Source organism: Asticcacaulis sp. (genome assembly GCF_027484505.1).
Taxonomy (GTDB): domain Bacteria; phylum Pseudomonadota; class Alphaproteobacteria; order Caulobacterales; family Caulobacteraceae; genus Asticcacaulis.
In genome coordinates this window covers 1-6,405 of the sequence record NZ_JAIXSV010000043.1, presented here as the reverse complement: position 1 = coordinate 6,405, position 6,405 = coordinate 1, and the positions used below count along the sequence as shown (strand labels likewise).

General features: G+C 60.0%; 4 protein-coding genes. All 4 read left to right on the top strand.

Annotated features, from left to right (window positions below):
• On the top strand, nucleotides 1–523 hold a 523-nt coding region (gene traN / locus Q0072_RS02165; RefSeq protein ID WP_298325050.1), incomplete at its 5' end, for a conjugal transfer protein TraN.
• Nucleotides 495–1,307: a conjugal transfer protein TraF gene (locus tag Q0072_RS02160; RefSeq protein ID WP_298325047.1), complete on the top strand. Its 813-nt coding sequence runs from the start codon at nucleotides 495–497 to the stop codon at nucleotides 1,305–1,307. The genes traN and Q0072_RS02160, both read left to right, overlap by 29 nt.
• Nucleotides 1,297–2,694 (top strand): conjugal transfer protein TraH, encoded by a 1,398-nt coding sequence (locus Q0072_RS02155; RefSeq protein ID WP_298325044.1) that lies wholly within the window; start codon nucleotides 1,297–1,299, stop codon nucleotides 2,692–2,694. The genes Q0072_RS02160 and Q0072_RS02155 overlap by 11 nt, the downstream gene beginning before the upstream one ends.
• Before the next feature lie 95 nt (nucleotides 2,695–2,789).
• Nucleotides 2,790–6,405 (top strand): conjugal transfer protein TraG N-terminal domain-containing protein (locus Q0072_RS02150; protein WP_298325041.1); only part of this gene is annotated, 3,616 nt, incomplete at its 3' end.

Sequence of the window (6,405 nt, the reverse complement as noted above, 5' to 3'; positions counted from 1 at the left end):
CGACTTCTCGAAGGATTTCGACCCAGCCACCAATCAGGTGTTCAAGGGTGACAGCCACAAATGTCGCAAGCAGTTCACCGGGGTGTTGAACTGCTGCAAAGAGGAATCCGGTTGGGGTACGGACATCGGCTTGGCCTCCTGCAACACCGAGGAAAAGGAACTCTGGGTAAAGCAGGATGACAAGCGGACGGTCTATATCGGAACCTACTGTGCCTCGTCGTTCCTGGGCGTTTGCCTTGAAAAGAAGCGCACCTATTGCGGTTTCGACTCCCGATTGGCCCGCATCGTACACGAGCAGGGCCGTTCACAACTGCATATTTCCTGGGGCACGCCGAAGGACCCTGATTGTCGGGGGCTGACCATCAACGAGCTGCAGGCGGTCGATTGGTCGCGGATCGATCTGCGCGAATTCTACCCACAGATCTACGACCAAACCCAGCTTCCCAATGTCTCCGCCTCGCAGCAGAACCTTCAACAGAGGATTCAGAACTTCTATGCTTCGCAACCGTCTCCAGGAAACTGAACTGGGCCTGGCGACGCTCGCCGTGATCCTGTTCGTGACATTGCCGGCAGTGGCGGACGCCACCAGCTATTGCGCAGAACAGCGCGAGTTGGGGTGGTCATTCTATTGTGACCCGCCCAAGCGGCCGCGACCACAGCCGCCGTCTGCACCCGAGATTCCGGCGCCGACCGCGATCGACCCGCTGGAAGAGGTCGCTCAAATGAGGCAGCGGCTGGATCGCGCCCGCGCCACGGCGCTCCTAGATCCACGAAACGATGACAAAGTGGCCGAATACGTGGCGCTTCAGAACGAGAGTGTGGATCGTGCCGGCACCTTTTCGGATACGTGGCGGCGCGTGCTATGGACCAGGCCGGAGCTGGACTACACACTCAAGCGCCCTGTTGGCAACCTGGCGAAAAATACCTGGCTGGATGCCCGCCGGGAAGCTCAGAAGGAGGCCGCCGCGTCTCTGGGCGAACGCTACGGCGTGATCTTCGTCTACTCGTCGACTTGCCCTTACTGCCAAGCGTATAGCCCCGTGCTGCGGCACTGGGCCGATGCAAACGGGGTCCACGTCCTGCCGGTGACGGTGGATGGTGCCATGCTGCCCGAATGGCCCGATTCACAGCTCGATGATGGCCAGGTCGCAAAGATGGGCCTCGCCGGTAAGCCGGTGCCCGCAACGGTCTTGTTCGACAGCGAGACGAACCAGGTCGTTCCGATTGCTTTCGGTGCTATCTCGGCCGACGAGCTCGGCGAGCGCGTGTTGCTGCAGACGAGAGTGGAGGTGGGTGATGATTATTAAGCGGCTCCTGGGCTCCATCAGCATCGTCGCGCTGCTGGCTGTGCCGCCGGCTGCGGCCGACGTTGGCAACAAAATGACGAACTTCTGGACCGACATGGGCGGCCGGATGAACGTGACCGAACCAGGCAAGGGACAGCAGGCCGGATATTATACGGGCGGCGGCGTGTTCATGCGAACACCGGTGAGGCAGGCCAACCTGGCGGCCATCACGCTTCCATCGTTCCGCGCTGGCTGCGGTGGCATCGACGCCTTCGCCGGCGCATTCAGCCACATCAGCGCCGGCGAGTTCGTGAGCACGCTGAAGGGCATTGCCAACAATGCAGCCGGCTTTGCGTTCCAAATCGGCATAGAGACACTGGCACCCGTCGTCGCGGAGAAGCTGGGCGAACTGAATGATCTGATGCAGCGCATCAATCAGGCGTCGATAAACAGTTGCGAGACAGCGCAGGCAGCGGTCGGCTCGCTGTGGCCGCAGATGCAACGATCGAGCAAGGCCATTTGTGAGCAGATCGGCAACAATCAGGGCCTGTTCTCCGATTATGCGGCTGCACGCCACGGGTGCGGAAAGCGTGGCCAGTTGGCGTCCACGCTGGCGACAGCCACCGGGCCGGAAGCGGAACAGATCCCAATCAATAAGAACCTGACCTGGGAGGCGTTGAAGGCCCATCCCCTGATCGCCGATGATCCCGAGTTCATGCGGCTGCTCCTGACCATCATGGGAACTATGATGGTGGTCACCCCGGACAATGACAGCCAGCCAGGCAAGCTGGACATCCTTCCACCACAAGTCATCAACCCTGAAACGATATCTGTGTTGCTGAACGGGGGCAGTGTCCGGGTTCATAGATGCGCGGATGCCGGCAACAAGTGCCTGGACCTGCGACGGTACGATGAGACGATCACGATCACTGCCGGCAAAGGCTTCAAGGAGCGGGTGAGTGGCTTGCTCACCAACATCATCAGTAACATCAAGAATAGACAGGCAAACTCAGCCGCAGAAGGCGACCTTCTGAAGGTTACCACGTTGCCTGTCCAGAAGATGTTGGCTGTTCAGGCCACCTACCAGCCTATGGCGGCCGCCATTCAGGCGAACCAATATGCGGACATCATCGCGCTCGACATCCTCTATGAGTTTCTGGGCATGACGATCGACATGGTGGAAGAGAGCGCCACCGCGAAGATCCAGATCGCCGACCAGACCCTTCTTCGCGACTGGCTCGACACCCTGTCTAAGAGCCGCCTGGCTCTGGCCAGACATCGAAGCCAGAGCTACGACACGATGAATCGTAGCATGGAACTGATCGAACGCACGCAGTTCGTGGAGGGGCAGCTCATGTCCCGCCTCGGCCCACGTCTCGCGGCAAATATCAATTTCTCCCGCCGCTAGGCACCGCCGTGGTCCGCGACCCCGATTAGTACCAGTTAAAACCCAGCATTTTACGGCCAATGACAGAAATTGTCGGCTACTGAGGGACAGGTATCATGGCTACGGAAGCTTGGCAGGTTGTGACAATCGGAGGAGGGGAGCTGTATGTTGACATGCTCAACGTCGTCGCTTCGTTTGTTGGAACAACGTCCAGCGTCAATAGCTTCAAATCGTTCCTTGCCCTGACGGTAATGGTTGGGTTCTTCGGTCTATTGATCCGGACCGCCTTTGGCGGGACCTTTAAGGCTATGATGGAGTGGGTAGTCTTCGTGACGGTGGCGATAAACGCGCTTCTGTTGGTCCCTGCGCGTGTCCAGGTCGTCGACCGTATTAATTCCACGTTGCCCGGTGCTGTTGTTGACAATGTTCCAATTGGGCTTGCAGTCATCGTGTCGCTTACGACGACGGTGGGCGACTGGGCGACCCGTGAAATGGAAGCGTTGACGTCGCTCCCAGACGATCTCACCTACGCAAAAAATGGAATGCTCTTTGGCTCTCGGCTGATGGAGGAAGTTACAAAAGTCGAAATAGTGAATTCAGAATTCGGAGGAAATGTTTCCAGCTACATGAAGCAGTGCGTCCTTTATGATTTATTAAACGGTCATATACCCATCGACAGCATGTCTCAAACCGACGATCTCTGGAATTTTCTGACCGTCACGTATTCCCCCAATCCGGCCCTATCAATGGATTATGCGAGCGGCACGACCAAAGAGATTGTCAGTTGCACAGACGGGCGAGATCGCCTGAACCTTGTGTGGCCCACCCAGGTCACCTCCGGCGTGAACATGCTCGCGCGGCGGCTCTTTCCAAATCGCGACGCGACGACAGCTCAATCTCTTCTAGTTTCTGCATTGCCAGTCGCCCATGAATACCTCGTCGGGGTGTCGAAGACTGCGAGCCAGGCCGTCAAGCAGTCGATGATGATCAACGTTATCGACGCTGCGATGCGTGAAGCGTCCGCAGAAGCCGGATCCACGGCGGCGTTGACGGCTTATGTTGATGCACGCACCGACCTTTCGACGCTCCGCGCGCAACAGGCTGGCGGCCGTGCAGCGACAAAATGGCTCCCGCTCCTGAAGTTGACGCTGGAAGCAGCGTTCGTCGGCATATTCGTGTTGTCCTTCCCGCTGGCCATGGTCTCGAAAGAGGGCGGGGTTAAGCTTGGCATTTCCTACCTTCAGGGATTTGTCTGGGTTGCCAGCTTCGGTCCGATCTATGCGATCGTGCATCGCGTGGCGACGTCGGATGCGCGCTCTGACAGTCTCATTGCAGCCTTAACTGCAGCGGGCGGGCAAGGGCTGACGCTGGCGACTGCGTCTGGGATCCGTGGCGTGCATGCGGAGATTGCCGCCTCTGGCGCTTACATGTACTTGGCGGTGCCCGTACTGGCGGCGGCGGTTGCCGGTGGCCTGATGGCAGCGACAAGCGTTGCTCAAACCGCACTGTTCGCGCCGCAGCGGGCTGCTCAAGCTGCCGGCGAGGAAACGGCGACAGGGAATGTTTCCCTGGGGAACAATAGTACTGACAACTACAGCTACGGCAATGCATCATTCCACCAAGTGGCGACAGATGGCTCGCTGAGGGCCGGCGGCTTTTCAATCGAAGGCGGCAGTGGCCAAACCACACGCATCGGTGATTCTGGCCGTGTGATCACGGACAACACCGGGGCTACGTCCAATCTAGGTACTGGCTTGGAACTGGGGCGGAACCTGGGCAGGGAACTGGCACGCCGTGGTTCGCAAGAGGTGTCCACCGGCAATCAGCTGGCCACGCGATCCGCTGAGTCTAAGGTTGGGTCCTATAATGACGTGATCGACTATGCGTCCACACAATCGACGTCGGCGGCTGCCTCGACCGCGCTCCGGGAGACATTGTCAACCAACGAGGTCCAAGCGCTAGAGGCTGTGAAACAGGGTGCTGACCGCTTCGCAAAGGAAAACAACCTGAACTCGGCCGTATCAGCGTCGGTACTGGCCCAAGCCGCAGTGGAAGGCGAGACTCCAGGGCTTGGGGTATTGCCCAAGGTTAAAGGATCGGTGGGGGGGTCGCTAAATACCCAAGGGGTCGACAGCGAAACCTACGCCAAGGCGAAGGAATTCGTCCAACAAACAGGATACCGCAAGTCATTGGACGTTGCGACAAATGCCATGCGGGAGAAAGCCAGCGACTTTCGCGATGGCAATGAAAAGAATCTCGGCCACCGTCTGTCTTCGGATTACGGTGAACAGCAACGCCTCGACACCGAGGCGCAAACCCATTACACGCGCGCTAAGCAATACCAGACAGCGGCGAGTGACACTGATCTCCAGAGTGCCGCAATCCATCAGAACCTGTCTCAGCCCTTCATCGAGTGGGCCCGCCAGCAGACCAATCCATGGACGGGAGCCGCCTACGGCACAACTGCCGACGAACTGACAACATCAGCGCGATCGGAGGACCAAGCGATCGTGCGGTCGCTCGCAGACAGATACATACAAGAGCGCGCGGCTACATACCTCGACCAGAATCCAGCGCCCAGTACGTTTGAGCCGATCAAGGGTGAGTACCTGGACGACGCTGCCCGGTTGTCAAAAACAGCGCCTACTGGGGGCTTAGCTGATGCAACAGTGTTGAATTCCGCTGGATCGCAGGGTCTTACCCCCGACCGCAAAATTGGTGCTGATACGAGTGTTGATGCCATGATTGCGGCGGCGGAGCACGACGTTGGCACCGGGGCCGCTGCGGTCGAGGATATGGGACAGCGTCGCAAGGGCGACGTCATCTTGAAGCAGCAAGAAGATGGAGCGATGGGCGCCGCCGGCGATGCGTTGCTACGGCTCGGGGGAAACATTACGGCCGGGGTCAAGAACCTTGCGCAAACGGCGCTCGACGGAGGTGACGATCGGCCCTTGGATCAGAGGATTACATCCAAGGCTGGTGAGATCGACGCGTTGGCGAAGAGCGGCGACCGGCCTGCGGAGTTGCAAGCTGCTCGCCGTGATATGGCAAGTCTGCAAGGAGAGCGCTCTGCCGAGCTGGACTGGTATGACAAGCGTGTTGACGGAAGCGACCGGGCGATTGATTCCCTAACACGGGCCTCTGGGGGCGCCCATTGGGCGCTGCCGAACATGCAGGACGGCCGAGATGCCCTCGCAACAGATCGAGAAAAATTAGCCGCAACACCAACGGCGCAGTCCAACCCGACCTTGGCAGCCGGTGCCAGTGAATTGCCCAGCACCGGGCCTTTCGGCCCGGCCGGACTGCCCCAACGACCGCCCGCGCCAGCTGGTGCCCCTGACGGCGCCAGCGGAACGCAGAACCAAGCCATGGGGGCCGCCACCGCAACCGCTGCGCTGTATCCAACGGGCCAAGAGCCGACGCCCGGTCCGGCGGTGCCACCTCAGGGCCAGCTCGTCCCGACCGTTGCCCCTGATGGCGCCGGCGGTACCCAGAACCAGGCCATGGGGGTCGCCACCGCAACCGCTGCGCTGGACCCAACGGGCCAAGCGCCGGCGCCCAGTCCGATGCCACCGCAGGGCCAGTTCGTCCCGACCGTTGCCCCTGACGGCGCCGGCGGTACCCAGAACCAGACCATGGGGGTCGCCATCGCATCCGCTGCGCTGGACCCAATGGGCCAAGCGCCGGCGCCCAGTCCGATGCCACCGCAGGGCCAGTTCGTCCCGACCGTTG